This window comes from Curtobacterium sp. AC268, assembly GCF_979258745.1.
This window is the reverse complement of sequence record NZ_OZ409878.1, coordinates 3,470,644-3,495,753: the sequence shown is the minus strand read 5'-3', so window position 1 is coordinate 3,495,753 and position 25,110 is coordinate 3,470,644. Positions and strand designations below refer to the sequence as shown.

The following is a 25,110-nucleotide window of genomic DNA, read 5'->3' as shown; positions in this document are numbered from 1 at the left end:
GCCGTTCCGCCCACCAGGGGCAGCAGCGAGGCCGCTCGTCTACTGGTGTCGTCGACGTTCGCGTCGGCGGTGCGATGCGACAACCACCAGCGTCGCGATCGCTGTCGCGGCTGCCACAACGCAAACCTGCGTCAGTACCGGCCATGGGACCAAGTACGGCACCACCAGAAACGCGGCGCCCGATGCGCCCGCCACGAGCACAGTCAGGATCACAACGGCCGCGACGACGCCGACCGTGCCGAGTGGACGTCGACGCAGGAACCAATCCGGTAGACCCGCCAACGCTCCAGCTGCGAGCCCGAACACGAATGTCGCCGCCGCCGCTCCTACGAGCACCGGGACCATGATCAGGATGAAGGACAACCCACTGGGCCGACGCTCGACAACGGAACCGACGACAACGCCTGCGATCGGGACGGCAACAACAGCTGCGGCTCCCACCCACGCCGTCGTCAACGGCAAGACGGACAGCAACGTCCGACGCCCGGGCGTCCCGCCGGACTCAGTCACCGCCAGGGAACCGGAATCCTCAGAGACCCAAGACATCCATTCACCCTAGGTCGTGCCCGGAGACCAGAGGCACAGACCACCGTGTCGTCTCGATCGCCTACAGCCGATCGCTCAGCGAGCGACTAGAGGGTGATGAACCCCGTCGCCCACGCGACGATCACGCCCACGCCCACGCCGGCGAACACTGCCACAAGGGCTCCGCCGATGACCGTGAGCTGCTGGTCCTTGTTCATCCCCATGCACGGAGCATATGAGATCCGACCGCTGCAGCGGTCTCTGGCCGTCTCGATGGCCGATCCCCTACCGGCGCGCTTTGAGGACCAGCTGCACCGCTTGCCTCGCCGTTTCCGGCACCAACGGGATTTGGGTGAGCAAGGCAACTTCCACCCACCTCGGCACGTACTGGTTCAGTTCTGATGCTCGTTCGATCTCTGGGCCACCGAGTACCAACGGACCAGGACGCACTTGGGCTGCGAAGTAGGCCGCTGGAGCGGCGCTATCCACTGGCACGTCGAGCAGATCACCGATGATCGCCTCAAGGCCAGTCTCCTCGCGCAGTTCGCGCCGGCAAGCCTCGCGGAGGCTCTCACCTTCCTCCACCCCACCACCAGGAAGCACCCAGTAGTTCCGACCGTCCTTCAACCGATCGATGACGAGCAGGCTCTCGTCTCGGATGACGACGGCCGCTGATCTGACGCGCATCCGGCTAGCACACCACGAAACGCCTGTTCGTGTCCCACAGCCCGGCGTCGAGGGGTCCCGAATGTCGATCGGCTGTCGAGACAGTCTCGCTCGCTTCGATGGTCAGCTACTGGCGATCACTCCTCCGTCGAGCACGCAGATCAGCATCCCGAACAGGCAGGCGAAGAGGGCGGGGAGCAGACCAACCCCGCCGATGACGAGCGCCACCCAGCCAACTCGTCGACCGGCGACCCAGCCTCGAACCACGCCGCGGTACCCGAGCGCGATCACGGCGAGGGCGATGGGGAGCGCGGCGACGCCGACGAGCCCGACCGAGAGCACGAGCGCCAGCAGCGCCGAGTAGAGCGCTACGAGTACGAGGGCCACCCACCCGGCAGACGCTCGCCCCGACCCATCATGGCTGCGCACCTCCATCGGATCGCGTTGCTGCCAGAACCGGTCTGTCACGTGCCGAGACTACGGGTCGAAGCGGTGTACGAGTGGGGTGTCCGGTGACCGATCGTCTGGCGGGCAGCGAAGAAGCAGCCGCAGGCCGGAAGGCAGCTGCTGCCTTCCGCCCTGCGCGCGCTAGCTTCCGTATTCGCGGATGGTGATGTTGGAGAACGTTGCGGTGCCGCCGTCGGAGTACAGCGAGATGCCTGTGTCGCCGGCGTCGAAGTTCACCTGGTTGGACAGGACCGTGTAGCCGGCGTTGACGAACACCTCAACGCTCTGCGTGTCGACGAGGATGCGAAGGTGCACGGCGCGGGCGGCGGGGTCGATGGGCGCTGCAGCCCGCGTGTAGGGCGCCAATGCGAATCCTGCACGGTCGGACGGGGCCCTGTCCACGTACAGATCGCTGCCGTACTTGCCGATGTTGGTGTGTCGCGCTCCGTCCGCCGAGCGTCCGACGGAGACTCCGACGTTGGTGGCGTTGGTCCACGTGACGTCGAGCTCGATCTCATACGCGCGGCCGTTGTAGGGCAAGACCACTGAACCGTTGACGGTCTGGTTCGCGATCGGCACGGTGCGCTTCGCGGTGCCCTTGAGCGCCGCGATCGGTGCGCTGAGGAGGGTGTAATGACCATCGGTCTGCTTCTGGAGTGTGATCTCGCGGACGATCGAGTTTTGGCCGTTGTACCCGTCGGATGCGTCGGTGGGGACCTGCCGGTTGGCGTACTTCCAGTTGTTCATCCAGCCGAGGCCGTACCGCTTCGTTGTCGGCGCTTCGTTGGCCGGCCAGGTGACTGCCGCGTACCAGTCCCATCCCCAGTCGAGCCATTGCGGGGTGAGGTTATCCGCCGTGTACGCGGTGCCGTTCCAGGAGCCGGTCCAATACGCGTACGTGCAGGGCAGCCCCTCGTTGTAGGCGTCCATGCTGCCGCTGAGAACCCAGTGCTTGGTGCCGTCATCTGCTGTGATCTGGAAGAGATCGGGGCATTCGATGCCGCCGAGGTTGTGGTCGGGGTAGTCGAAGTTGTGCTGTAGGGTCCAGTCGATGAGGTTCTTCGACGTGTAGAACGCCGCGTAGCGCTGCCGGCCGATGACACAGACCCATTCGTTGCGGGCGTCGTCCCACGCGACCTTGGGGTCGCGGAACCACTCGGCATTGGAGATCTGCGCGTCGGTGGTTGCGGTGCGTCCGTCGGTGTTGACGATGACGGGGTTGGGTCGGGCGGTGAAGGTGAAGCCGCCGTCGGTGGAGTAGAAGAGGTACTGCTCCTGGTACTTTCGCACCCCTCCGGTGGGTCGGGTGGCGAGGGCGATGACGGCACCGGCGCCATAGCCGGCGGTGTTGTTCGTGTCGATCAGGGTGCAACCGGTCCAGGTGGGCAGGTTGGTCTGCAGGGGGATGACGGTGCCCTGGAAGGTGAAGTTGATGCCGTCGGTGGTGGAGACGTGGTCCCACCCGCCGTCCCCGTTGTCGACGTCGGAGTGCAGGTAGTACAGCTGGTAGGCGCCCCGGGTGAAGACCGGTCGCTGCGGGTCCGAGAGCCATCCCGACGGCGGGGTCATGTGGTACTTCGCGCGGAATGATGTCGCTGCGGTCGCTGATGTGGAGGCGGATCCCGCGGTGGCAGCCTGGGCGGCTTCAGCGGGCGCGGCGGTGGCGAGCAGCGCCAGGGCGCCGATGCCGGCGCCCTGGAAGAGAGCTCGGCGGTGGAATTCAGACGTCATCGTTGACTCCGGTTCGAGAGTTGGTTGGTTCCGCAGTGTGGGTGAGCACCGTTGGTTCAACGGCGGGTTCGTGCGGTGTCGGAGGTTGGGTGAGTGCGTCGCGGATGATGCGGCGCGGGTCATAACGGCGCGGGTCGAGTTCTGACCAGTCGATGTCGACTCCGGTCTGCTCCTCGATCTGAGCTTTAGTCGTGTCAGCCCATCCCCGCAGCTGACGCAGGAAGTTGGTGAGCTGTTTGGTGTGGGCGGCCAGCCGAGCCGGTCCGAGACACAACCCGGCGATGACGGCGATGACGAGCAGTTTCTCGACGTCCACGGTGCTTACCCGTCAGCTCGCCGAAAAGCAGCTCACTCGTGCGACGGCACGGTGCCGTCGTGTGCGACCGGGGCGCTGGCCTGGTCGGAGCTCTTCTTGTTGTCTCCGGCGTGGATCTCACTGCGGAAGATGTTGAGCGACTGCCCGAGCCCCTTTGCCAGGGCGGGCAGCTTGGTGGCGCCGAAGAGCAGTACGACGATGCCGAGGATGATGAGCAGGTGGATGCCGGTGAGGTTGCCGAGCATGATGAGTCCTTCGTGTGCAGGCGGCGAAGCGGACGCTACGTCACGGGGTGGGTGGTTGAGGAAGCGGCCGCGAGGCGGCGGGCGAGACGGCGGTCATGCAGCCAAGTGACCGCGCACGCTGCGAGGTAGAGCACGCCCATCGGAATGGCGAGGAGGAACATCGATGCGATGTCCGCCGATGGTGTGACGAGCGCGGTGAAGATGAGGATGCAGAGCACGGCGATGCGCCAGGCACCGAGGATCGCTTTCGCGGTGAGGACGCCGACGAAGTTGAGCAGGACGAGGAACACCGGCAAGACGAACGCGATACCGACGGCAAGGACGAGCTTCACGGCGAAGTCGTAGTACGCCTTCGCGTCGACGATCGAGGTGTCCTGGTGTGCGACGAAGCTGCCTAGGATCTGCACGATGTGCGGCAGGACGTACCAGCCGAACCAGCATCCGCCGAGGAAGAGCGGGATCGCGGAGCCGAGGAACCCGATTGCGTAGAGCCGTTCCTTCCGAACCAGGGCAGGAACGATGAACGCCCAGACTTGGTACAGCCAAACGGGGCTGGCGATGACGACCGCGATCGTGATCGTGATTTGAAGGCGCAGGTCGAAGGCGCCGCTGATGGCAGGGAAGTTCAGTTCCGCGGTGTGACCGCCGCCGGCGTCTGCGAGCTCGGTGACGGGTGCGCGGAGTTGGTCGAGCACGAACGGTGTGAGGAACCAGCCGATGACTGCGCAGATTGCGATGGCGAGCACCGCGCGGAAGAGCCGTTTCCGGAGCTCGTTGAGGTGCTGTCCGAGTGACATCGTTCCGGCTTCGGGGCGCTTCTGCCGCGTCGTCCCGCGCGGAACGGACGGGGCGCTCATCTGGTGGGTTCTCCAAGCGCTGCGAGCACGTCACTAGCGGTTGGTAGGTCCGCACCACGACGGCTCACTGTGATCGCCGCGGCGCTGGCGCTGATCTGGCCGAGTCGTGCCAAAGCGCTGGAGTCCAAGGCATCGAGGGTGACGATGGTGTCCTGAAGTTGCCAGATGAGGGTGGCCATGTAGGTGTCTCCGGCGCCGACCGTGTCGACGACGTCGACGCGTTTGCTGGGCACGGCAACCCGCTCTCGGGTGGTCGCAAGCGTTGCGCCGGCGGCACCGGTGGTGATGACGGCCAGCGTCACGCCGAGCTCGAGGAGACGGTCGAGGACGACGTCGACGCTGTCGCCTGGGTAGAGCCAGGCGGCGTCCTCGTCGGAGAGTTTCAGCACAGTGGCTTCTGCCGCGAGGTGCTCGAACCAGACCCGCTCAGCGGCCGCGTCTCCGAGGAGCGCGGGCCGGATGTTCGGATCGAACGAGACGATGCCGCCGGCGGCTGCGGTGCGCTGGACGAGCTCTCGCACTTTGCCCGCTCCCGGCTGCAGGAATGCGCCGATCGATCCGATGTGCAGCCATCGCGGCGTTTGCGGTAGGTGCGGCAGGTCCCATTCGATGTCGAACTCGTACGTGGGCTGGCCGTCGGGAGTGAGCCGGACTGTCGCCGCCGGGGTTCTCGTGGCCCCGAAGACGCCGGGAACCAGCCCGACCTCTGACGCGTCGAGGTGATCTGCGATCTGGTGGCCGCGCACGTCATCACCGAGCCATGTGGCGAATTCGACCGGCGCGCCGAGCCGTCCGAGACCGAGGGCGACGTTCGCGGGGCTTCCTCCGGGGATCTCCCGCGTGGCGTCGTCGTGGACGATGTCGACGAGCGCTTCTCCCGCAACGGTGATTCGATGCACAGTCATCTCCTTCGATGATCGGGACGAGTTGGTGCCGGTGGACCTGTCGGCGCCGCTCAGTCAGATCGCGCGGATCCAGCGGTGACGTCGGCGGCGGGAGCCGCAATGGTCGTGACGGTGGGCTCGAGATCCCACACCAACGCTTGGTTCGGGGCTTCCACGCTCCACGGCGGTGCTTGCGTCGGGTAGACGCGGGTGGTGATGGAGCGTCCGGCGCTGGTGAACAGTTCGACGACCGATCCGTCAAGCAGTACTCGCACTGCAGGTCGGTCCGCGGTCCGGTCGAAGGGAGCACGAATCACCGCGGGGCTCGGGTCAGCGCGGTGGTCTGTGCTGGCATGTGCCCGGTCGATGGTGAGCGTGCCCGCGTCGACGTCGATCGTGATGTCGAGGTATTCGGTCTCGGAGAAGCGCAGCCGGATGCAGCCGGTGACGGCGACAGGCAGCACGATTTCGGCTTGCGCGCCGATGCGAGCACCGTGCGCAGCCTGCGAGCTGCCGGCGCGGAGGGCGTCGATTGCGGGATGGGGTTCGGTGCCGAGTCGACCGTTCGTGATCCACGCCCGGCGCGGCAGGGAGATCGCTCCGGACCAACCTGCCTGCTCGGTCCACTGCTCGGTCCGGCCCTCTGTGACCCACCCGAAGAGCACCGGCCCCCAGGAGCTGGTCCGCATCACGGAAGCCGCGTAGAAATGCTGCCCGTCGTCGACCTTGAACGGCGAAGGAGACCCGGTCAGCGGGATCGCGACGACGTCACCCGGGCCGTCGGCATGGGACCAGGACGCCACGATCGCCATCTCGGTGCCGTCGACGGTGAGGATCTGCGGGCACTCCCACCCCTCACCGGTGTCAATGCCGTTGACCGTGTCGCGTGCCATCGACACCAGATCGCCGACGTACGTCCAGCTGATGCCGTCCGTCGATCGGTAGTGGCGGACGGACGCGGTCTGGTTCCTGGCCGCCGCTCCGACCGCCATCGACCAGCCGTCGTCTGTCTGCCAGACGAACGGGTCGCGGAACATGGTGATCGCCTCGTCCGTGGACGGGTCTGCGACGACCTGCACGGGGGCGCCGTAGGTGGTCCCGCCGTCCGTGGACTCGGCGAGGAGCACCGACTGGAACGGGCTGTGATCCACTTTCCCGGAGTAGTAGGCGCGGACGACCCCGTCGTGCAGGACCGTGTTGCCGGACCAAGCGCCACCGGAGTCGGCGCCACCGGGGACGGGGACAATGGCGGGGCGGTGGAGGGTCCAGTGCACCAGGTCGTCGCTGGTGGCGTGTCCCCACTCGACCGGGATCTCGAGGTCGACCTTGGGCCGCGACTGGAAGTACAGGTGCGCCTGCCCGCCGATGTCGATCGGGCCGTTCGGGTCGTTGACATACCCGCGAGGGAGTCGGACGTGGAACTGCGGGAGGTGGTGGTCGGCTGCGGTCACGGCGAGTGCGGCTTCCTGGAGTGCTGTCGGCAGGGCGTGAAGGTCGGTCATCGGGATGATCCCGCCGTGACGCCTTCAATGAAGTACCGCTGGGCGAAGATGAACAGCAGGACGCTCGGGATCATGGTGAGCACGACGCCGGCGAGCACGACGGAGATCGATCCGGTGCCGAGGTTGCCCTGGAGTCCGACGAGCCCGAGCGGGAGAGTGAACGTGTCCTGCTGGTTGAGGAAGATCAGCGGCCGGTAGTACTCGGCCCAGAAGCCGGAGAAGTTCAGGATCGCGAGCGTCGCGATCGCCGGGCTCGCCATCCGCGAGTACACGTGCCAGAACACCCCGAACTGGCTGGCACCGTCGATGCGGGCCGCCTCCCCGAGTTCCTTCGGCATCTGCATGAAGTACTGCCGCATTAGGAAGGTGCCGAACGCACTGCCGAGCGCAGGGACGATGAGCGACGCGATGGAGCCGGTCAGCCCCATGTCCTTCAGGATGACGAACACCGGGATGATGATCGTCTGGATCGGCACCATCATCGTGGCGAGGAAGATCCCGAAGATGGTGTTCTTCCCCGGGAAGCTGATCATCGCGAAGGCGTACCCGGACAAGGTGCACGTGATGGTCTGACCGACGACGATGAGCAGTGTCACCAGGACGCTGTTGACGAAGAACTGCCCGATCGGAATCTGGTTGAACACCGCCGCGTAGTTGCTGAAGTCCCAGGACAGGGGCAACCACTGCGGAGGGTTGTTGAACGACTCCGCCGGGGTGCGCAGCGATGTGGTCAGCGTCCAGAGCAGCGGTCCGAGCGCGAACACGGCGGCGATGATCAGGATGATCATGCCGAGGATGCTGCCGACCTTTGCCACCGGCTTCCGGCGCCGAACGATATGACTGACGGCGGGCTGCGCGACCGTCTCCGGAGCATGCAGCGGGTTGAGGGTGTCAGTGGTCGTCATTGGTAGAACACCAGCTTTCGTGCGGCGATGAACTGGATCCCGGTGATGATGCCGATGATCACCAGCAGCAGGATCGCGATGGCGGAGGCGAACCCGAACTGCAGGTTCTGGAACCCGGCCTGGTACATGGAGATCGTGGCGGTCGTCGTCGCGGTGCCGGGGCCGCCCTTGGTCATGATGAATGGCTGGTCGAACAGCTGCATTGCGTTGATCATCGCGATCACGGTCGCGAACAGGATCGTGGGGCTGATGAGCGGGATCTTGATCCGGAACAGGGTCCGCCAGGGCCCCGCACCGTCGATCGCTGCAGCTTCTTGCACGTCGACCGGTACCGCGAGCAGTGCGGCGACGAAGAGCACGAAGGTGAAGCCGACCTGCTGCCAGACGACCACCATCACGACCGTGACCTTCGCCCAGAAGGGATCGTTCAACCAGTGCGCGCCGGGTAGTCCGATCTCGTTCAGGTAGTAGTTGATGAGGCCGAACTTCGTGTCGAAGATGTAGCCCATGAAGATCGACACCGCCGCCGTCGAGGCCAGCAGGGGCAGGTAGAACGACGTACGGAAGAACACACGCGTGGTGTTGTGCTTTCGGTTGTTCGCCAGCACCGCCAGGAGCAGGCCGAGCGAGATTTGCAGCACGACGATCGCGATCGCGAGAGCCACGGTCACACCGAACGACGCCAGGACTGGCCCGTCGGTGAAGAGCCGCGTGTAGTTGTCGAACCCGACCCACTTCGGGCTGCTGATGACGTCCCATGAGGTGAATGAGAGTCCGAGGGAGGCGAGGATGGGGATGAGGGTGAATACGGCGACGAAGATCACCGCGAGCCCGATCATTAGGAACCCGAACGTGGACTCACGTCGGCGCGCGCGCTTGGCCGCCGGCCGGCGGGCTGCGACCTTGGCAGCCCGCCGGATGGGTGTTTCTGTTGCTGCTGTCATCACGAAGCCTGCGAGGCTGCCTTCTCGATGTCTGCCTGGAGGCCGTCGAGCGCCTTCTTGGCGTTCCCGGAGGAAATCGCCTGGGTGGTGCGCTGGTTGAGGGCCGTGGCGAGGGCGTTGTAGTACGGCGGTGCGGAGATCGGCACCGAGTTGTCGAGCTGGTCGTAGAACACCGACCAGTGCTCCGGCCCGGTGGTCTTGTACCGGTCGGCGGTCATCAGCGACTTCTGCGCCGGAGTGGTGACGTTGCCGGGCCAGAGGGCGTCGAAGCTCTCCGGCTGCACCATGACCTTGATGACCTCGAACGCGAGGTCCTTGTTCTTCGAGGAGTTGAAGATGCCGTAGCCGCCGGCGCCGAAGAGCGACTTGTTGCTCTTCCACGTCGGGAACTCGACTACGTCGAAGCTCCCGTTCTTCATCCCGGCGTTGTGGAGACCGCCGGCCCAGAAGCCGCCGCCGATCGTCATGCCGATCCGGCCGGAGGCCATCAGGCCCTGCAGCGTTGCGCCACCGCCGACATCGGGCGAGGGCGAGGCGCCCGACTTCTGCAGGTCGATGACGTACTGCAGCGCCTCGACGGCCGCGTCCGAGTTCGCCGTCGGGTCGCCCCACTTCCAGCCGCCCTTGCGCCCAGAGACGCTGATCGGGTTGTCGGAGAACGCCTTGCTCTTCCACAGCCAGTCACCGCCGGAGTACTTGCCCTCCTCGAGGAGGTTACCGTCGTTGGCGTAGAGGAACGACGTCCAGCTGCCCCAGAGCCGTACCACCCAGTCGAACGCGTACGTGCCGCCCCCGACCTTCGCCAGGCTCTCGGCCGACGAGTGGAAGTCGTCCATCGACCACTTGCTCGTCGGGTGGGACAGGCCGGCCTTGTCGAACAGGTCGGTCGAGTAGAACATGCTGCCCGCGTTGAAGCTGTCAGGAAGCGTGTAGAGGTGCCCCTGGTACATCGTCGACTCCAGCAGCGCCGGGTGGGCGCCGGTGAAGTACTTGTGCAGGTCCGACAGGTTCTTCGTCACGTAGTCGTCGAGAGGCGTCAGAAGGTTCTTCGACGCCAGCAGCTGCTGCCCCTCGGTTGCCACGCTGACGATGTCCGGCACGTCACCCGAGGCGATCTGCGTGAGGACCTTCGCGAGGAAGTCGTTCCAGTCGGTCCCGTTGATCGCCGTGACCTGCAGACTCGCCTTCTTGTCGAGGGCCTTGATCTTCGGCTCGATGGCCTTCTGCAGGGCCGTCGCCGCGCTCTGCTCACCGAAGTAGAGCATCTTCACCGTGCCGGAGCTGCTGCCCCCGCCGCCGGTGGTCGAGCAAGCCGCCAGCGATCCGATGCCGGCCAGCGCGAGTCCCGCGCCACCGAACTTGAACAGCGTGCGCCGGTCGATCGGGGTGCTGAATCCGTTCGCCATGGGTCGCTCCTCTCTGAGCGATCGTGACCCCGCTAGGTCGGGGCCAATACGTATTTGCAGGGCGAGCGTACACAGCATGCGGAGCGGACGCAATACGTATTTGCTTCTGGCATGATGATGGCAACGGAGGAGGCTCAATGGCGAACCGCAAGCGCACAACGCAGTCACAGCGCGTCACCATGAAGGACGTCGCGCGCCACGCTGGCGTGTCCCAGCCGACGGTGTCGTTCGTCCTTAACGATCGCCGGGACGTTTCAATCGCTGCCGAGACGCGCACTCGTGTCCTCGAGGCCGCGAAGGAGCTGAACTTCCAGCCCAACCGGGCGGCGCAGTCGCTGCGATCGAATCGGTCCTACACAGTTGGTGTGATCGCCGATCGGCTTGTCTCCCAGCCCTACGCGGGTCACATCGTGCTCGGCGTGCAGCAGGCCGTGCAGGAGGCCGGATACGTGTGCTTCGTGGTCGAGACCGCGCAGACGTCCGACGGAGGCAAAGCTGCCGTCGAGAACCTCGTTCAGCAAGGAGTCGCTGGCCTGGTCTACGCAGCGCCCGGGCCCGAGTACGTCACCCCGGTTGCCGGACTCGACGCGGTCCCAACGGTCTTCGTCAACTGCTTCCCACCCGAGGACGCACCCGCAGTCACCGTGCTCGCCGACGAGTACCAGGGCGGGTACGACGTCGCCGCCGCCGTCTTCGCAGCCGGCCACACCACCGTCGCCTTCCTCGGCGGCCCTGAGGACGACTACGCCTGCCAAGAACGAAAGCGCGGACTCGAGCGCGCCGCCGCCGACGCGGGCATCCCGTCGACACAGATCAGGATCACGTTCGGCACCTTCCAGGTGGGATCCGGCTATGACCTCGCGGTCGAGGCCCTCGACGACGTGGCCATCCGTCCGACGGCGATCATCTGCGGAAACGACCGCATGGCGGTCGGCGCTCTGATGGCTGCTCAGGCACTGGGAATGCGATGCCCGGAGGACATCAGCATCGTCGGCTTCGACGACCAACCCGACCTCGCCGACCAGATGCACCCACCGCTCACCACCGTCGCGCTGCCGCACCAGCAGATGGGCTTTGAAGCCGGAACTCTGCTGCTAGCGGAGGCGGAACAGCCCGGCCGACACCTCGTGCCCTGCGAATACGTCGCCCGCAGCTCGCTTGCGGCCCCACGACCCGAAGGAACTTGAATGACGCTCCCGTCCAGCACCCATTTCCGGCCCCCGAACGGCTACGTCGGCGACGTCATCCCGTTTGAACACGAAGGCACCGCGTGGTTGTTCTACCTGCTCGACGAACGGCCGGACGCTCCGCCGCTCAAGCGAGCAACGGGCATGCCCTGGGCGGTCGTGACCACAACCGACTTCGTCACCTTCACCGACAAGGGCGTGGTACTGCCCTCCGGCGGCCCCGACGCGAGCGACTTTGACTGCTACACCGGCAGCGTTGTTCGTGATGAGGAGGGAACGCTGCACTTGTTCTACACGGGGCACAATCCCCGTATCAAGACCGGACCCGATGGCGGCTTCAAGGACGCGCAGGTTGTCGCGCACGCGACGTCATCCGGTGATCTGACCGACTGGACCAAGCATCCCGAGTGGGACTTCCCCGCACTCGCTGGCTACTCCCCCGAAGACTGGCGAGACCCTTTCGTCTTCCGTCCCAATGCCGACCGGCCCTGGCAGATGCTCCTCGCCACTCGGCGACCGGACGAGCCGTATCGGCGTTCCGGCGTCGTGGCACGGCTCGAGTCTGACGACCTCATCACCTGGCGAGACGCTGACCCCATCTGGGAACCACACCGCTTCATCACCCAGGAGTGCCCTGACGTGTTCCAGTGGGGCGAGTGGTGGTACCTCGTGTACTCGGAGTTCTCCGACGCGTTCTGCACCCGCTACCGCATCGCGAAGTCACCGGACGGCCCATGGTTTGCGCCGGCTGATGACACCGTCGACGGCCGAGCCTTCTACGCCGCGAAGACCGTCGCACTCGACGACCAGCGGTACTTCGTCGGGTGGATCGCGTCCAAGGAAGACCAGCGGGATGGCGGCGCGTGGCAGTGGGCCGGGACCATGGCCACACTGCAAGCCCACCAGCGGACGGACGGGTCGCTGCGGTTCGACCTCCCCGACGGCATCAAGGCGGCATACACCGAGGAGATCGATCTCACGGCACACCTCGAACCGGTCAACGGTGCTGCAGCGACCGTGGGCGCTGGCGCAGCGACCCGGTACGCGTCCTGGGTCGGGCCCGAGCTCCCGACCGAGGCGCTCCTGGCGGTGGACCTGACACTCGACGCAGACACCAGGTCGTTCGGCGTACTCCTGCGTACCAGCGACGACGGCGAAGAGGGCTACGCCCTGCGCTTCGAGCCGGATCGGAACTGGCTCGTGCTGGACCGCTGGCCGCGCGGCAGCACTGGCACCGAGCAGTGGCAGATCCTCGGCGACGTTCCGCACGCCGTCGAGCTCGAGCGCCCGGTGGAGCTCGCCCCAGGCGCGCATCACCTCGAGGTGCAGTTGGACGGGGACATCTGTGTCGCCATCGTCGACGGGGCCGTCGCGTTGAGCACGCGTCTCTACGATCGCCCCGCGGGGCGCGTCGGTGTCTTCGCGCAGGACGGCGCGTTCACCCTTGATCGTCTGACGGTCAGTACTCGCTAGCGCCAGCATCGACGAAGTGCGCCTGCCCCGGATCGCGGGCAGGCGCACTTCGTTCGTTGCGCTACTTCCAGATCGACTTGAGGTTCCAGGCTCGGAGGTCGTCGACGCGGGCTGTACCACCCGTAGCGAAAGCGCTGACACCGGTGCTGGTCGAGTCCGGGAAGATCTGGTCGGTGAGGACCACTTGGCCGTTCGCGCCGAACACCTCGATCGAAGAGGCGTCAACCAGGATCCGTAGATCCAAGCCACCGCGGGTCAACTGCAGCGGCGCATCGCTGCGTGATGCGAACGCGCTGCTGAAGGCCACGTTCCCAGAGCGGGTGCGATCGATGAACACCGTTCCGGTGCTCGTGTCGTACCCAACCTGCGTGTACTGTCCGGCACCAGTTCGCACGTTGAGGCCGAAGGTCTTCGCCGAACCTGCGGTGAGGTGGGCCTGCACATCGAGAGTCTGGCCTGTCACCGGGAGCGCTGTCGTCGTGTTCGCGACAGAGACGTTCTTCACCCGCGCAGGACGACCCGCGTGCAGCTTGTCGATACCGTCGACGGGCTGTTCGACGATCTTGAGCTTCCCATCGATGGTCCGCAGTGACAGGGCGCGCGGGAACGTCTCGGCGCCCTGCCATGGGGACGTCGGCACGTTTGAGGCGTACGCCCAGTTGTTCATCCAGGCGATGGCGATGCGCTCCCCGTTGGGGGCGTTCTCCCACGTGTTCTCCGCGTAGAAGTCAGCCCCGTAGTCCAACCAGTTGGCACGCTGGTACCGGGTCAATGCCGGCGCATCGCTCTGCGTGAACCCGTCGGCGAGGATGTGGCCCCATCCGCCGGTGGCGTTGTCAACGATCTGGAGCTGCGCTTGCCTGCCGCGCAGGTCGGCGATGTTCCACGACGTCCAATCCAGCGTCTCGCTGTTTGCACCGGTCGCAGTGCGAACAGCCTTCCCGTCGACGAGGAGGTTCACCGTGGTCTGCGTGTCCCAGGGAGCGGCTTTCTGGTCCGCGGCGATGATCTGCCCAACCATGAGGTGACCCCAGCCGCCCGTGCCGTCGTTGTCGTCGACAACCTGAATCTGCGCGTCCTTGCCTTGGTACGCCGTGGCGTCGAGGCTTGCCCATCGAAGCGTCCCGGTGCCGTCGCCGGTGACTGACTGCACGACCTTGCCGTCAACGATCAGGTTGACGGCCGTGGGGTTCGCCTGTCCCCACGGGTGGTCGCCGCCGGCGATCTGCAGGTCGATGTAGGGCTTCGTGACGGTGAACGTCGGCGACGTGACCGTGCCGGTCCCGGCATCCCCATCCGGGGTGAACGTGTCCAGCACCGAGCTGCCGATCTGGTTCGGCAGTGATTCCTTTGTCGGCCCGGCGCCGATGAAGGAACCGGTCGCGGTCCAACCCTCACCGTAGGTGGGGCCGGCGAAGTCAGCGAGGACAGATCCGCTCGGAACCGTCCCTGCTGGAACGGAGCCTGGGATAGCGGGGTTGTTGCCTCCGCCGACGAGGAAGTTCAGGCGCGCTTTGTTGAGCGTGAACGGTGCCGAGGTGAGCGTCCCGGTTGCTCCGTCACCCCCGTTGTAGCTGTCAACGAGGTACTTGCCCTGGAAGCCTGCGACGGCCTGCTGGTCAGGGAGGGCGCCGGCTGCGGGTGCCGCGCCGAACGCGGAGCCGGTCGCGGTCCAGCCCGCGTAGGTTCCCGACTCGAAGTCGGCCACTGTCGCGCCGGCTGGAGCGGTGTAGGTCGCCGGGCCATCCGGGGTGAACGATGTACCGTCGAACTGCCCGGTGAAGTACTGGACACCTGTGCTGCCGACACTGACGCTGAGCACCCACTTCATCTGCCGCTTGTTGCCATCCACGGGCAGTGCGTAGAGGTCGGGCATCTCCCAGACGCCGCTGGTTGCGCCGCGCGGACCGAAGTCGCTGGCGTGTGTCCACGACCTCAGGTCCTTCGACGTGTAGAAGGCGATTTTGTACTGATCGGAGAGGGTGACCGCCATCACCCACTCCTTCTTCGGCGCGTACCAGAACACCTTCGGGTCGCGGAAGTTCGTCGACTGGAGGTCGAGGACCGGATTGCCGGCGTACCGCGTCCACGTGCGGCCGTGATCGGTGCTGTATGCCAGCGACTGCGACTGGATGCCGGTTCCGGCCTGGACGCTGGTGTAGAACGCCACCATGGCTGGGTTCTTCTTGGTTCCGAAGCCGCTGGTGTTGCCGTTGTCGACAACCGCTCCCCCGCTGAAGAACGCGTTGCTACCCGGGTCTGGCTCAGGCCCCTTCACCGGGATGTTCTCCCAGTGGACCAGGTCTTTGCTCACTGCTCCCTCCCACGTGCCGTAGCTGAACAGGTAGTAGAGCCCGTCGTCGTAGACGAGGCCGTTCGGGTCCCCGATCCAGCCGGACGGTAGTGAGTAGTGGAACTGGGGCCGGTACGTCTCGTGGTACTGGCTGGTATCGGCCGAGCTCGCTGTCGCGGTCACGGTCGCGAGAACCAGCGCCCCCGATATCGCTGCCGCCGCGATCACGCTGATGCGTTGAAGTGGTCGAAACATGTCGCTTGGAGCCTTCCTCTCTGAAGACCATCGAGCTAATACGTATTAGCACCGCCTAGTTATTCATCCTGCACGCGGCGGGCTACCTGGTCAAGGCATAACGCACGCGAAGGCGACATCTCGTGCAGCGTCCGATCGGCTACCGAGACGCCTCAGTCGTCGTCGTCAACAGAAATCCATTCGACGGATCCGTCCCAGACTCCGGTGACGTGCCCAAAGAGAAGAGGACGCCACATGTTCGTTCGGCCGAGGAGGTAGCCCCGCGCAGCTTGCAGACGCCAGGTGGCCGACACGATCTGCTCAACCAGCTCGACGGCATGATGGAGGGAGACCACCTCAGCGGCCGGCGCGCCACCCTTCTTGTCGCGCGCGAGCCTCATTCGCAGCCGTTGGTCGTCGCCTTTCGATCCGACAACTGTCGGATAAGAATCGTCGTCTGCTGCGATCTTGTCGACGAGCATGTCGTGGACGTACCGGTTCCGCTCGTTCCAGGCATGGTCAGCCTCGCCCAGAACAGCCGCGACCGCAGCTCGAGTGGTGTCGTCTGCGATGGCGGGAAGAAGCTCCCGGCAGTCGGTGATGCTCTTGTTCCACGGCGGGGCCGCCTCCAGCGCGGCGTCCGGCTCCGCCTGGCCGCGCATGATTGCCAGCAGTGCTCGCAGCCGCGCATCCATGCTCACGGACTCAACGACAATCTTGCCGACGACATAGACCCACCGATTAGGAGCGGAGAGTCGGGGCAGGCCTTCGAGATTCACCTGGACAGACTTGCACGTCGCCGCGGTGTCGGCGCTCGTTCGTACCGCCGTCTCGGTAGCCGGTCCACCAGCGGTCTCCCATACCGACTCGAACCGGACGCAGCTTCGACCACGGTCGTGTCTCACATGGGTGGTCCGCTGATCGTCGCAGTGAGGGAGCCCTATGCGTACGACCCCACGACCGCTACTGACGACGAAGAAGCCCACCGAGATCCTCGGTGGGCTTCTTCGTCGTGGCGACTCAGGACGATGTCCGAGCCGGCCTTCGGTCGGGCTGACAGGATTTGAACCTGCGACCCCTTGACCCCCAGTCAAGTGCGCTACCAAGCTGCGCCACAGCCCGCGAGTTCCGGAGAACTCAGGATCCCGGAGGATCCTCGCCCACGTCCGACCGGAGCGCGAGCGACCGGTCCAGCATAGCGGACGTCAGACCCCCTTCGTGCCACGGCGAGTCGGAGCAACGCGACCCGAACGACACGCTCAGCCCGGCCGCACCACCTCGCGCCGCGCCGCCAGCCACGGCAACCCGAGCCCGACGAGCAACCCGCCGGACCCGTCCGCAGCCAGGTCCCCGATCGTGTCGTCGTACCCGACGAAGATCTTCGAGTCGACGAAGTTGTGCCCGAGCCACTCCCCCATCTCCCAGACCGCCCCGACCGCGAGTCCCGCACACAGCCCGAGCACCGCGACGACCACCCGGCGCTCGGCGTGCGGGGCCGGTACCGCCCGCAGATCGGCACCGATGACGTAGAGCACCGCCGCGAGCAGCCCCGTCAGCACGACGTGCATGAACTTGTCCCACAGGAACACGGTCGTGTACCACTCGAGCACGCTCGACCACCCGGCGACGAGCACGAGCACGCACACCGCCACGTCGAAGGCCGGCCGCAGCCCGAGCATCCGTGGCACCACGACCCCGAGCAGCGCCAGCGCCATGACCGGGAACGCCGTCCCACCCCACCCGACACTCGCCACGACGACGCTCACGAGCGTCAGCGCCCGCACCACGTCGGCCACCAGGAACCGCGGCCGCAGGAACGTCGGTCCGAGCGTCGCGATCACGACGCCCACCGCACGACCGCGTGCACGGCGGCGTGGTCGGACGGCCACACGCCGCCCGGCCGCCGCACGTCGACCGCGACGCGGTCCACCTCCGCCTCGGACGTCACGAGCACGCCGTCGATCCGCCGGCCGCCGACGCGCGGACTCCCGTAGTGCGGGTACGTCCCGTAGGGCTCACCCACCTGCCTGGAGGCCCGCCCCCAGCTGTCCTCGACACCCGCCTCCGCCAGGGCTCGCCATGGTGCGGAACCGGCGGGGCTGTTCCAGTCGGCCATGACCACGGCGGGCAGGCCGCGCTGCCGGACGATCCGGCCGAGCAGTTCGGCGGAGCGGAGTCGGGCCCACGGCGAGGGCGACGTCGAGGTGGGTGGCGATCGCCAGGAACCTGATGCCCGTCTCGCGGTCGTCGACCACGGCTCCGACGGCGTGCCGGGGGAAGGACGTGGCCCACGACCGCGAGCCGGGGCGGTGGGGCGTGCGGGAGAGCGCCCAGGTGCGGCGCTCGACGACGTCGAGGCGGGAGCGGTCGAGGAACAGGCCGACCTGTTCGCCACCGCCGTGCGCTCCTCGCCCGGCCAGGACGGGCTCCCAACCCGACCCGAGGCCGGACGTCAGGTCGTCTGCCTGCGTGGGCAGGGCCTCCTCGACGGCGAGGACGGTGGGCGCTTCGGACGTGACGAGCGCGACCACGGCGTCGCGGCGACGATCCCAGGCGTCCGGGTGTGTCGGCGGTCGCGGCACGCGGCGACGCACGTTGAGCGTCATGCAGTGCACCTCGGGCGACCGGACCGGTCCGATGAGCGGGCGGTCGTCGGGGTGGTGGGGCATGCCTCCCTTCTACGAGACGACACCCGTCGGATTCCCAGGGACCTCTCCGTCTGGCTCGTATGGTGGCTCGATGCGTTCTCGTTCCACCCCTCGTTTCCTGATCGCGATCGCGGTCTCCGGGCTGCTGCTCGGAGCCGCCGGGTGCACGTCGAGCGGACCGGACACCAGCCGCCCGACCCTGGCCAAGGCCTCGGCCGACACCGTCACGGTGGCCGATGCCTCGGACGCCGCAGCCCGGTCCGTCCGCGTCAGCAAGGCCCTGTTCGCGAGTGCTCCCGGAGCGGTCGTCGCCCGGGCCGGCGACACCGACGGGATCCGTGGTGCGGCGAAGGCTGCGGCGAGCGCTCACGTCCCGGTGCTGCTGACGACCAAGAACACGAGCGCCGCCGTCGCCCGCGAGCTCGACCGGCTCGGTGCCGACTGGTACCAGGCCGAGGGCGACGTGTCGGTCGATACGGACGTCGAACAGCGGCAGGCACCGGACGGCGGTGACGCGCCGGAGTCGACCCGGGCCTCCCGGCAGGCGACGGTGGTGGTGGCGGACGCGAGTGCGGACGCTGCTGCCGTGGCGACCGCGAAGGCCGCCGGCGCCCGCGTCGTGACCATGCCGGAGGGCGTGACCGACCCGGCTGCCGCACCCGACGTGGTGACGGCGCTGCACGAGCGGGCGAAGCACCCGACCGTCCTGGTCGGCGCGGCGTTCGACGCCCTGCCGGATCCGGAGTGGACGGTCCGGGCTGCCGAGGGCGGGTTCCAGCTGCGGAACGGCGGCCAGCGGCCGTTCGACGGGCACCGGTACGTCGCGCTGTACGGGGCTCCGGGGGCGCCGGCGCTGGGCGTGCTCGGCGAGCAGGGGCCGAAGGAGACCGTGCAGCGTGCCGAGCAGGTCGCGAAGCCGTACCGGGCCGAGTCCGACGAGCTCGTGACGCCCGCGATGGAGGTCATCGCGACCGTCGCCGCCGGGGACGCCGGAGCCGACGGCGACTACTCGACGGAGCTGCCGGTGTCGACGCTCGAGCCCTACGTCGAGGCCGCGCACGATGCGGACATGCCGGTCATCATCGACCTGCAGCCGGGGCGGTCGGACTTCCTGTCGCAGGCCAAGAAGTACGAGTCGCTGCTGAAGAAGCCGGGCGTCTGGCTGGCGCTCGACCCGGAGTGGCGGCTGACGAAGGACCAGGTGCCCCTGCAGCAGATCGGCAGCGTCTCGGCGTCCGAGGTGAACGAGGTCTCCTCGTGGCTGGCTGCACTGGTGAAGAAGGAGGGGCTGCCGCCGAAGGCCCTGGTGCTGCACCAGTTCCGGCTGTCGATGATCCAGGACCGCTCCGCACTGCGGACCCACCCGGAGCTCGACATGCTCGTGCACGTCGACGGGCAGGGGTCGCAACCGGACAAGCAGGCGACGTGGAAGGCACTGCACCAGGGCGCGCCGGAGGGGCTGCACTGGGGCTGGAAGAACTTCTATGACGAGGACACGCCCATGCTGACGCCCGCGCAGACCATGCAGGACGTGCAGCCGACGCCGTCGTTGGTCACGTACCAGTAAGCGCGCGCCGTCGCGTTGTCCACAGTCTGGAGGCGCGGGTCGGGTTTCGTCGGTCGGTGCTGACAGCATGGGGGCATGGACACCCCCACCGCCGCTCCGTCTGTCGTCTCGCCTTCTGCGGACATCGCTGCCGAGGCGCAGCAGGCGCTTGCTGCGCTCACGGGGCGCCCCGACGCGGTGTTCCACCCCGGCCAGCTCGAGGCCATCTCGGCGCTGGTCGAGCACCGGCAGCGTGCCCTGGTCGTGCAGCGCACCGGGTGGGGCAAGTCCGCGGTGTACTTCCTCGCGACGCTGCTGCTGCGCCGACGCGGGGGCGGCCCGACCGTCCTGGTGTCGCCGCTGCTCGCCCTGATGCGCGACCAGGTCGCCGCCGCCGCGCGGGCCGGTGTCCGTGCGGTGTCGATCAACTCCGCGAACGCCCACGAGTGGGGCGAGACCCAGGCCGCCCTCGCCCGTGACGAGGTCGACGTGCTCCTGGTCTCCCCCGAGCGACTGAACAACCCGAAGTTCCGCGACGAGCAGATGCCGACCCTGATCGCTCGGATGGGCATGCTCGTCGTCGACGAAGCGCACTGCATCTCCGACTGGGGCCACGACTTCCGGCCGGACTACCGGCGGCTCGCCGAGCTGATCCGGTCGCTCCCGCACGGGGTGCCGGTCCTCGCGACCACGGCGACGGCGAACGAGCGCGTGGTCGAGGACGTCGCCGAACAGCTCACCGCCGGTCCGGCCGACCCGGTGTTCACGATCCGCGGGTCCCTGGCTCGCAAGTCCCTGCGCCTCGGCGTGCTGACGCTGCCCGATGCCCGGCAGCGGCTCGGCTGGCTCCTCGCACACCTCGGCGACCTGCCCGGCAGCGGCATCATCTACACGCTCACCGTCTCGGCGGCCGAGGACATCGCACGGCTGCTGCGCGACAACGGGTACGCCGTCCGTGCCTACACGGGGCGCACCGACACCGACGAGCGCGAACAGCTCGAGCAGCAGCTCAAGGGCAACGAGCTGAAGGCCCTGGTCGCCACGAGTGCGCTCGGCATGGGGTTCGACAAGCCCGACCTCGGGTTCGTCGTGCACGTCGGGGCTCCCTCGTCGCCCGTCGCCTACTACCAGCAGATCGGTCGTGCGGGTCGTGCGACCGACAACGCCGACGTCCTGCTCCTGCCCGGGCGTGAGGACCGCGAGATCTGGCAGTACTTCGCCAGCGCCTCGATGCCGACCGAGGCCCGTGCCGCCGCCGTGCTCGGCGCCCTGTCCACCGACACCGCGATGTCGACCGTGGCGCTCGAGGGCCTGGTCGACATCAAGCGTTCCACCCTCGAACTCCTGCTCAAGGTGCTCGACGTCGACGGCGCCGTCCGACGTGTCACCGGGGGCTGGGTGTCGACCGGGCAGCCGTGGGAGTACGACGCACCCCGGTACGAGCGGGTCGCAGCTGCCCGCGCTGCCGAGGCAGCGTCGATGCTCGACTACGAGTCCACCTCGGCCTGCCGCATGCAGCTGTTGCAGCAGGACCTCGACGACCCCTCGGCCGAGCCCTGCGGCCGGTGCGACAACTGCGCCGGGGCCTGGTTCCCGACCGCCGTGTCCGACACCGACTCGTCCGGGGCAGCAGCCGCACTCGACAAGGTCGGCGTCGAGATCGCTCCGCGTGCCCAGTGGCCCTCGGGGATGTCGTCGCTCGGGGTCTCGGTGCGGGGCAAGATCGGCGCGGACGAGCTCGTGCAGCCCGGCCGTGCGGTGGCGCGTCTGACCGACCTCGGCTGGGGCGGCCAACTGCGTGCGCTGTTCTCGCCGTCCACCCCCGATGCCCCGATCTCGCGCGAGCTCGTCGACGGTTGCGTCCGGGCGCTCAAGGACTGGCCGTGGGAGACCCGGCCGACCGGCGTCGTGGCGATGTCCTCGCGGTCACGTCCCGAGCTCGTGGGGTCCCTCGCCCAGGCGCTGTCCACGATCGGTCGGCTGCAGTTCCTCGGCACGCTCGGCCGCGCCGGCGGGACCGCTCGCGGCGACGGTGCGACGAACAGCGCCTACCGACTGTCCGGCGTGTGGGACACCTTCGTGGTCGATCCGTCGCTCGCCACCGCCCTGCAGGCGCACGAGGGCCCGGTGCTGCTCGTGGACGACCTGGTCGACAGCCGGTGGACGATGACCGTGGCCGGCCGGGAGCTCCGGCGCGCCGGGGCCTCCGCCGTGCTCCCGTTCGCCCTGGCCACGGTCGCGTAGCCCGGGCGCTGGTCTCGCACCACCGTTGCGACACTCCACGCGTCGATCGACTCGTGTTCTGTCGCAGATCCGGTCCGACGCCGGCCGACGGGCGCCTCAGCGCCGGGCGGGCTTCGGGAACGTCGCCCGCATGTGGTCGCTCGTCAGCACGTCGCCGATGCCGACCATGAGCACCGAGAACAGGATCTGCTCGATGACCATCCAGAACGGGTAGAGCCCGGGGATCGCCGCGACGATCAGCGTCACGATCGGGAAGATCCGGCTGAACAACCGCAGCCGCTGGTACGCCCAGTAGTACCCGAGCTGCGCCCGCCAGGCGAACACGTAGAGCGTCAGGGTGATGAGCAGCACCACGGTGGACCGGAACCACACCGCCCACGACAGGGACTCCCCCGCGCGGGTCAGCAGCACGGCGACCACGATGGCGGTGAGCCCGACGACGGTCTCCGCGACGAGCAGCCACCGGATCCACCGGAACGAGCGGACGGTGTCGGGGTGTCCGAGCATGTCCTCGCGGATCACGTACCCGGACTGTCGGCCTCCGGCCAAGCGGTCGAGCCGCAGACGGCACCACACGCGGTCGGCGAGCACACCGAGTCCGTCGTTCTGCTGCGTCACCAGTACATCGTGCCCCATCCCGGCGGCGGCAGCGGACGCGGCACAGCCACGAGCACCGATGCGGAACGACACTGTCGACGTCGGACGACCACGACAGTGTCGTTCGGCGTCGGTTCAGCACGCCCCCGGCACGCCCCGCTCAGTCCGACGGGACGAGTGCCGCGCCGCCCAGCACGGTGCCGGTGTCGGCGTCGAGCAGGACCAGGGAACGGACCTCGTCGGGCAGTGACCACGGATCGCTGAGCACGACGGTCAGTCCCTGTTCGACCCCGGCGGCCTGGAACAGGTCGTAGGACTCCCCGGCGGGCGTCCACATCGGCTTCGCACCACCGCGCACCGTCCCCGCGGACAGCACGACGTCGACGGGGCCGTCCCCGCCGGTCTCCAGGTGGTCGATCTCCACCGCGAGGGTCTCGTCACTCGTGTTCGCAGCGATCCGGACGTGCCCGGAGGCCGCAGCCCCGATGCCGACGATGTCACCGGACACCGGCGGGACGCGGCGCCACCACGGGTCGATCGGCGAACCGTCGACCGGACGGACGGGTTCGGGCTCGATCGGTTCCTCGAGGCCGGTGGACGGCGGCAGTCGGACGTCGGGCGACTGCGCCGGCTCGGAGGGCACGGGGTCGGCACGGGTGCCCGTGTCGCCGTCGTCGGACGTGTGCGAGATCGTCCAGAGGGACACCGAACCCACGACGACCACACCGACGAGGACGCCCACCAGGGCGAGCCGACGTCGGTCCGCTGCCCACGGCCCGGTACGCACGCCCCCAATGATGCCGCACCGGCGTGCCGGACCGACTGCGGGCCTCCAGGCCGAACACGAACGCAGAACGCGCCCCGACGGATCGAGGCGCGTTCTGCGTGACGGGTGGGACGGCTCAGCGCTTCCGGCGCTCGCGCACCCGCATGTTGACGTTGATCGGCGTGCCGGAGAAGCCCCAGACCTCGCGGAGGCGACGCGTGATGAAGCGCCGGTACTGCGGGTCGAGGAACGCCGACGTGAAGAGCACGAAGGTCGGCGGCTGGCTCGACGCCTGGGTCCCGAACAGGATGCGGGGCTGCTTGCCGCCGCGCACGGGGTGGGGGTGTTCCTGCACGAGCTCGGCGATGAAGGCGTTGACCTTGCCGGTCGGGATGCGGGTGTCCCACGACTCGAGGGCTGTCTCGAGCGCCGGCACGAGCTTCTCGAGGTGGCGGCCGGTACGGGCGGAGATGTTCACGCGCGGAGCCCAGGCGACGTGCGCCAGGTCCTGCTCGATCTCGCGCTCCAGGTAACGGCGGCGCTCGTCGTCGAGCAGGTCCCACTTGTTGTAGGCCAGCACGAGGGCACGGCCGGACTCGAGGACGAGGTCGATGATGCGGAGGTCCTGCACGGACACCGGCTCGGTGACGTCGAGGACGACGACGGCGACCTCGGCCTTCTCGAGCGCGGCGGTGGTGCGGAGCGAGGCGTAGAAGTCGGCGCCCTGCTGCATGTGCACGCGCTTGCGGATGCCGGCGGTGTCGACGAAGCGCCACACCTTGCCGCCGAGCTCGATCTGCTCGTCCACCGGGTCACGGGTGGTGCCGGCGATGTCGTTCACGACGACCCGCTCTTCACCGGCGGCCTTGTTGAGCAGCGAGCTCTTGCCGACGTTCGGGCGGCCGAGGATGGCCACGCGGCGAGGGCCGCCGACCTCCTGTTTGGCGACGGCCGAGGTGTCGGGCAGCGTCTTGATGATCAGGTCGAGCAGGTCCGCGACGCCGCGTCCGTGCAGGGCCGACACCGGGTGCGGCTCGCCGAGCCCCAGGTTCCAGAGTTCGTAGGCGTCGAGTTCACGGCGCTCGTCGTCGGCCTTGTTCGCGACGACGATGACGGGGCGGTCGGTGCCGCGGAGCATCTTGACGACGTGCTCGTCGGTGGCCGTGATCCCGACCGTGACGTCCACGACGAACAGCACGGCGTCGGCGAGGTCGATCGCGACCTCGGCCTGCGCGGCGACCGAGGCGTTGATGCCCTCGGCGCCGGGCTCCCAGCCGCCGGTGTCGACGAGCGTGAAGCGCTTGTCGTTCCAGTCGGCCTTGTAGCTGACACGGTCGCGGGTGACGCCGGGGACGTCCTGCACGACGGCCTCACGACGACCGAGGATGCGGTTCACGAGCGCGGACTTGCCGACGTTCGGGCGGCCGACGATCGCGAGCACCGGGTAGGCGGGCAGGTAGTGGACGCCGTCCTCGCCGACCTGACCGGCCTCGAGCAGCGCGAGGTCTTCGTCCTCGAGGTCGTACTCCTCGAGTCCGGCGCGGAGCGCGGTCGCGCGCTGCTCGGCCTCGGCCTCGTCGAGTCCGGCGAGCCGCTCGCCGAGGGCGTCGTCGTACTGGGGGAAGTCGTCGTTGTCCGGGTTGTCCAGCTGAGCCATCTTGGGTTCCTCGCGAGCGGCCGGGGCCGCGGTGTCG

General features: G+C 67.8%; 23 protein-coding genes and 1 tRNA gene. 4 read left to right on the top strand and 20 right to left on the bottom strand.

The genetic code is table 11. The features are described from left to right. Nucleotides 1-39: 39 nt before the first annotated feature. The 12 genes from ACZZ9K_RS16575 to ACZZ9K_RS16520 form a co-directional block, all read right to left on the bottom strand. A complete protein-coding gene (locus tag ACZZ9K_RS16575) occupies nucleotides 40-546 on the bottom strand; it encodes a hypothetical protein (RefSeq protein ID WP_463444621.1) in 507 nt (168 codons plus the stop codon). 264 nt (nucleotides 547-810) lie between these two features. Beyond that, nucleotides 811-1,212 (bottom strand): NUDIX domain-containing protein, encoded by a 402-nt coding sequence (locus ACZZ9K_RS16570; RefSeq protein WP_396290734.1) that lies wholly within the window; start codon nucleotides 1,210-1,212, stop codon nucleotides 811-813. Between the two features lie 102 nt (nucleotides 1,213-1,314). Next, a complete protein-coding gene (locus ACZZ9K_RS16565; protein WP_463444620.1) occupies nucleotides 1,315-1,578 on the bottom strand; it encodes a hypothetical protein in 264 nt (87 codons plus the stop codon). A gap of 201 nt (nucleotides 1,579-1,779) precedes the next feature. Next, nucleotides 1,780-3,369, bottom strand: coding sequence for a glycoside hydrolase family 32 protein (locus ACZZ9K_RS16560; RefSeq protein ID WP_071293193.1), 1,590 nt, complete (start codon nucleotides 3,367-3,369; stop codon nucleotides 1,780-1,782). Next, nucleotides 3,359-3,685, bottom strand: a complete 327-nt coding sequence (locus ACZZ9K_RS16555; protein WP_456796165.1) for a Sec-independent protein translocase family protein — start codon at nucleotides 3,683-3,685, stop codon at nucleotides 3,359-3,361. Before ACZZ9K_RS16555 ends, ACZZ9K_RS16560 begins: the two co-directional genes overlap by 11 nt. Before the next feature lie 32 nt (nucleotides 3,686-3,717). Further along, on the bottom strand, nucleotides 3,718-3,930 hold the full coding sequence (locus ACZZ9K_RS16550) for a twin-arginine translocase TatA/TatE family subunit (protein WP_071293194.1): 213 nt from the start codon (nucleotides 3,928-3,930) through the stop codon (nucleotides 3,718-3,720). 35 nt (nucleotides 3,931-3,965) lie between these two features. Beyond that, nucleotides 3,966-4,727 carry a twin-arginine translocase subunit TatC gene (tatC, locus tag ACZZ9K_RS16545; protein ID WP_071293195.1) on the bottom strand — a complete coding sequence of 254 codons (762 nt, stop codon included), beginning with the start codon at nucleotides 4,725-4,727 and terminating at the stop codon, nucleotides 3,966-3,968. A gap of 56 nt (nucleotides 4,728-4,783) precedes the next feature. Continuing rightward, complete coding sequence (locus tag ACZZ9K_RS16540; RefSeq protein WP_456796166.1) at nucleotides 4,784-5,692, bottom strand: carbohydrate kinase family protein; 909 nt, start codon at nucleotides 5,690-5,692, stop codon at nucleotides 4,784-4,786. A gap of 50 nt (nucleotides 5,693-5,742) precedes the next feature. After that, on the bottom strand, nucleotides 5,743-7,173 hold the full coding sequence (locus ACZZ9K_RS16535; RefSeq protein ID WP_463444619.1) for a glycoside hydrolase family 32 protein: 1,431 nt from the start codon (nucleotides 7,171-7,173) through the stop codon (nucleotides 5,743-5,745). Then, entirely contained in the window at nucleotides 7,170-8,078 is a 909-nt protein-coding gene (locus ACZZ9K_RS16530; RefSeq protein WP_083402920.1) for a carbohydrate ABC transporter permease, read from the bottom strand. The genes ACZZ9K_RS16535 and ACZZ9K_RS16530 overlap by 4 nt, the downstream gene beginning before the upstream one ends. Next, entirely contained in the window at nucleotides 8,075-9,022 is a 948-nt protein-coding gene (locus ACZZ9K_RS16525; RefSeq protein ID WP_456796168.1) for a carbohydrate ABC transporter permease, read from the bottom strand. Before ACZZ9K_RS16525 ends, ACZZ9K_RS16530 begins: the two co-directional genes overlap by 4 nt. Continuing rightward, complete coding sequence (locus ACZZ9K_RS16520) at nucleotides 9,022-10,428, bottom strand: ABC transporter substrate-binding protein (protein WP_463444618.1); 1,407 nt, start codon at nucleotides 10,426-10,428, stop codon at nucleotides 9,022-9,024. Before ACZZ9K_RS16520 ends, ACZZ9K_RS16525 begins: the two co-directional genes overlap by 1 nt. A 137-nt stretch (nucleotides 10,429-10,565) precedes the next feature. On the opposite strand from ACZZ9K_RS16520, the gene ACZZ9K_RS16515 reads away from it, so the two are divergent. Both ACZZ9K_RS16515 and ACZZ9K_RS16510 read left to right on the top strand, forming a co-directional pair. Continuing rightward, a complete protein-coding gene (locus tag ACZZ9K_RS16515; RefSeq protein ID WP_456796170.1) occupies nucleotides 10,566-11,615 on the top strand; it encodes a LacI family DNA-binding transcriptional regulator in 1,050 nt (349 codons plus the stop codon). Then, complete coding sequence (locus tag ACZZ9K_RS16510; protein WP_071293201.1) at nucleotides 11,616-13,088, top strand: glycoside hydrolase family 32 protein; 1,473 nt, start codon at nucleotides 11,616-11,618, stop codon at nucleotides 13,086-13,088. Between the two features lie 61 nt (nucleotides 13,089-13,149). Here ACZZ9K_RS16510 and ACZZ9K_RS16505 read toward each other — a convergent pair whose 3' ends face one another. From ACZZ9K_RS16505 to ACZZ9K_RS16485, 5 genes are all read right to left on the bottom strand, one after another. Beyond that, the gene (locus ACZZ9K_RS16505; RefSeq protein ID WP_463444617.1) at nucleotides 13,150-15,609 is read right to left on the bottom strand and encodes a GH32 C-terminal domain-containing protein; all 2,460 of its coding nucleotides are present in this window, start codon (nucleotides 15,607-15,609) and stop codon (nucleotides 13,150-13,152) included. A 179-nt stretch (nucleotides 15,610-15,788) separates the two neighbouring features. Then, a complete protein-coding gene (locus ACZZ9K_RS16500) occupies nucleotides 15,789-16,394 on the bottom strand; it encodes a hypothetical protein (RefSeq protein WP_463444616.1) in 606 nt (201 codons plus the stop codon). 269 nt (nucleotides 16,395-16,663) lie between these two features. After that, nucleotides 16,664-16,737, bottom strand: a tRNA-Pro gene (locus ACZZ9K_RS16495). Nucleotides 16,738-16,874: 137 nt separating this feature from the next. Beyond that, nucleotides 16,875-17,456 (bottom strand): hypothetical protein, encoded by a 582-nt coding sequence (locus ACZZ9K_RS16490; RefSeq protein ID WP_463444615.1) that lies wholly within the window; start codon nucleotides 17,454-17,456, stop codon nucleotides 16,875-16,877. Next, nucleotides 17,453-18,010, bottom strand: a complete 558-nt coding sequence (locus ACZZ9K_RS16485) for an endonuclease/exonuclease/phosphatase family protein (RefSeq protein ID WP_463444614.1) — start codon at nucleotides 18,008-18,010, stop codon at nucleotides 17,453-17,455. Before ACZZ9K_RS16485 ends, ACZZ9K_RS16490 begins: the two co-directional genes overlap by 4 nt. A 344-nt stretch (nucleotides 18,011-18,354) precedes the next feature. On the opposite strand from ACZZ9K_RS16485, the gene ACZZ9K_RS16480 reads away from it, so the two are divergent. Together ACZZ9K_RS16480 and ACZZ9K_RS16475 are read left to right on the top strand one after the other, a co-directional pair. Continuing rightward, complete coding sequence (locus ACZZ9K_RS16480) at nucleotides 18,355-19,830, top strand: hypothetical protein (protein ID WP_463444613.1); 1,476 nt, start codon at nucleotides 18,355-18,357, stop codon at nucleotides 19,828-19,830. Nucleotides 19,831-19,905: 75 nt separating this feature from the next. Continuing rightward, a complete protein-coding gene (locus ACZZ9K_RS16475) occupies nucleotides 19,906-22,053 on the top strand; it encodes a RecQ family ATP-dependent DNA helicase (protein WP_463444612.1) in 2,148 nt (715 codons plus the stop codon). A 96-nt stretch (nucleotides 22,054-22,149) separates the two neighbouring features. On the opposite strand, the gene ACZZ9K_RS16470 is transcribed toward ACZZ9K_RS16475, so the two are convergent. The 3 genes from ACZZ9K_RS16470 to der all read right to left on the bottom strand — a co-directional run bounded on the left by ACZZ9K_RS16470 (nucleotide 22,150) and on the right by der (nucleotide 25,073). Then, a complete protein-coding gene (locus tag ACZZ9K_RS16470; RefSeq protein WP_071244988.1) occupies nucleotides 22,150-22,671 on the bottom strand; it encodes a hypothetical protein in 522 nt (173 codons plus the stop codon). A gap of 139 nt (nucleotides 22,672-22,810) precedes the next feature. Continuing rightward, nucleotides 22,811-23,437, bottom strand: a complete 627-nt coding sequence (locus ACZZ9K_RS16465; protein ID WP_463444611.1) for a hypothetical protein — start codon at nucleotides 23,435-23,437, stop codon at nucleotides 22,811-22,813. Between the two features lie 115 nt (nucleotides 23,438-23,552). Next, a complete protein-coding gene (gene der / locus ACZZ9K_RS16460; protein ID WP_027464783.1) occupies nucleotides 23,553-25,073 on the bottom strand; it encodes a ribosome biogenesis GTPase Der in 1,521 nt (506 codons plus the stop codon). Nucleotides 25,074-25,110 lie beyond the last annotated feature (37 nt).

Excerpts from the sequence above, each read along its gene's own strand:
- ACZZ9K_RS16570 (WP_396290734.1), bottom strand. The coding sequence starts at position 1,212 with ATGCGCGTCAGATCAGCGGCCGTCGTCATCCGAGACGAGAGCCTGCTC.
- ACZZ9K_RS16530 (WP_083402920.1), bottom strand. The coding sequence starts at position 8,078 with ATGACGACCACTGACACCCTCAACCCGCTGCATGCTCCGGAGACGGTC.
- ACZZ9K_RS16550 (WP_071293194.1), bottom strand. The coding sequence starts at position 3,930 with ATGCTCGGCAACCTCACCGGCATCCACCTGCTCATCATCCTCGGCATC.
- ACZZ9K_RS16520 (WP_463444618.1), bottom strand. The coding sequence starts at position 10,428 with ATGGCGAACGGATTCAGCACCCCGATCGACCGGCGCACGCTGTTCAAG.
- ACZZ9K_RS16540 (WP_456796166.1), bottom strand. The coding sequence starts at position 5,692 with ATGACTGTGCATCGAATCACCGTTGCGGGAGAAGCGCTCGTCGACATC.
- ACZZ9K_RS16475 (WP_463444612.1), top strand. The coding sequence starts at position 19,906 with ATGGACACCCCCACCGCCGCTCCGTCTGTCGTCTCGCCTTCTGCGGAC.
- ACZZ9K_RS16525 (WP_456796168.1), bottom strand. The coding sequence starts at position 9,022 with ATGACAGCAGCAACAGAAACACCCATCCGGCGGGCTGCCAAGGTCGCA.
- der (WP_027464783.1), bottom strand. The coding sequence starts at position 25,073 with ATGGCTCAGCTGGACAACCCGGACAACGACGACTTCCCCCAGTACGAC.
- ACZZ9K_RS16560 (WP_071293193.1), bottom strand. The coding sequence starts at position 3,369 with ATGACGTCTGAATTCCACCGCCGAGCTCTCTTCCAGGGCGCCGGCATC.
- tatC (WP_071293195.1), bottom strand. The coding sequence starts at position 4,727 with ATGTCACTCGGACAGCACCTCAACGAGCTCCGGAAACGGCTCTTCCGC.
- ACZZ9K_RS16515 (WP_456796170.1), top strand. The coding sequence starts at position 10,566 with ATGGCGAACCGCAAGCGCACAACGCAGTCACAGCGCGTCACCATGAAG.
- ACZZ9K_RS16510 (WP_071293201.1), top strand. The coding sequence starts at position 11,616 with ATGACGCTCCCGTCCAGCACCCATTTCCGGCCCCCGAACGGCTACGTC.
- ACZZ9K_RS16535 (WP_463444619.1), bottom strand. The coding sequence starts at position 7,173 with ATGACCGACCTTCACGCCCTGCCGACAGCACTCCAGGAAGCCGCACTC.
- ACZZ9K_RS16575 (WP_463444621.1), bottom strand. The coding sequence starts at position 546 with ATGTCTTGGGTCTCTGAGGATTCCGGTTCCCTGGCGGTGACTGAGTCC.
- ACZZ9K_RS16480 (WP_463444613.1), top strand. The coding sequence starts at position 18,355 with ATGCGTTCTCGTTCCACCCCTCGTTTCCTGATCGCGATCGCGGTCTCC.